We start from the raw sequence: 1,016 nt of genomic DNA on the forward strand, positions 1-1,016 counted from the left end.
GGCCTGCACACGCTGCTCTCCGGTGGTACCGGCGGGGCCGGGCCGGCCGCGCAGGTAGCGGCGTTCAGCAGCTTGGCGGCTGGCGACACCGAGGGGATGGGCAAGCTCTGCCCAGCTGGCGCCTGCATCGCGGGCGGTTTCGATCAGACCGGTCTCCCAGCCGGCGAGCTGCTCACGCACCTGCCGCAGCAACATGAGGGAGGCCAGAGCCTGCTCGGGGCCGGGCCCGAGGGCGTCGGAAGTGTCGTTCTGGGCGTCGCGCAACGCGTCGTCCATGGCCGCCAGGGCTGCCGCGGCAGCCATGAAGGACGCCGGACTGCGGGCCTCGCTACCGGGCGCGGGCGGCTGATGGGCTGCGGTCACGGGCACCTCCTTCGGAATGTCATCATGTTGACGACGGCAAGTTTGTCATCCACTAGACGACATGTTACAACAGGGTCTGTGCAGCGCATTGGCAGCAACCGTTCGAACCTGCTGGAGGTGTTTCACGATGTTGATGCGCACTGACCCCTTCCGTGAGCTGGACCGGATGGCGCAGCAGCTGGTGGGTCCGGGTACCTGGTCGAAGCCGTCGGTGATGCCGATGGACGCCTACCGCGAGGGTGACGAGTACGTGGTGGCCTTCGATGTCCCCGGCGTGACCGCGGACGCGATCGACATCGACGTCGAGCGGAACATGCTGACCGTCAAGGCCGAGCGACGGCCGACAGCCAAGGTCGACAACGTCAAGATGGAACTGGCCGAGCGGCCGCTGGGCGTCTTCTCCCGCCAGATCATGCTCGCCGACACCCTCGACACCGAGCGCATCCAGGCCGACTACGAGGCCGGCGTTCTCACCCTGCGCATCCCGATCGCGGAGCGCGCCAAGCCCCGCAAGGTCTCCATCGGTGCCGGCTCCGGCCGCAAGGAGATCTCCGGCTGACCAGTCCGGAACCGGTGCGGAGGACGGCCCATCCGATCTCCCCCTCCCCGGCCTCCGCACCCCCTGTGGAACCGACAACACCAAGGGGTGGCGG

Annotated in this window: 1 protein-coding gene and 1 pseudogene; one reads left to right on the top strand and one right to left on the bottom strand. The window is 68.4% G+C overall.

Annotated features, from left to right (window positions below; translation table 11 throughout):
- A pseudogene (locus tag ACFVUS_RS44205) lies at window positions 1–363 on the bottom strand (hypothetical protein); the annotation flags it as partial.
- A 127-nt stretch (window positions 364–490) separates the two neighbouring features.
- On the opposite strand from ACFVUS_RS44205, the gene ACFVUS_RS44210 reads away from it, so the two are divergent.
- The gene (locus ACFVUS_RS44210; protein WP_073797235.1) at window positions 491–922 is read left to right on the top strand and encodes an Hsp20/alpha crystallin family protein; all 432 of its coding nucleotides are present in this window, start codon (window positions 491–493) and stop codon (window positions 920–922) included.
- Window positions 923–1,016: the final 94 nt, after the last annotated feature.

The sequence above is a fragment of the Nocardia sp. NPDC058058 genome (assembly GCF_042885355.1).
Taxonomy (GTDB): domain Bacteria; phylum Actinomycetota; class Actinomycetes; order Mycobacteriales; family Mycobacteriaceae; genus Nocardia.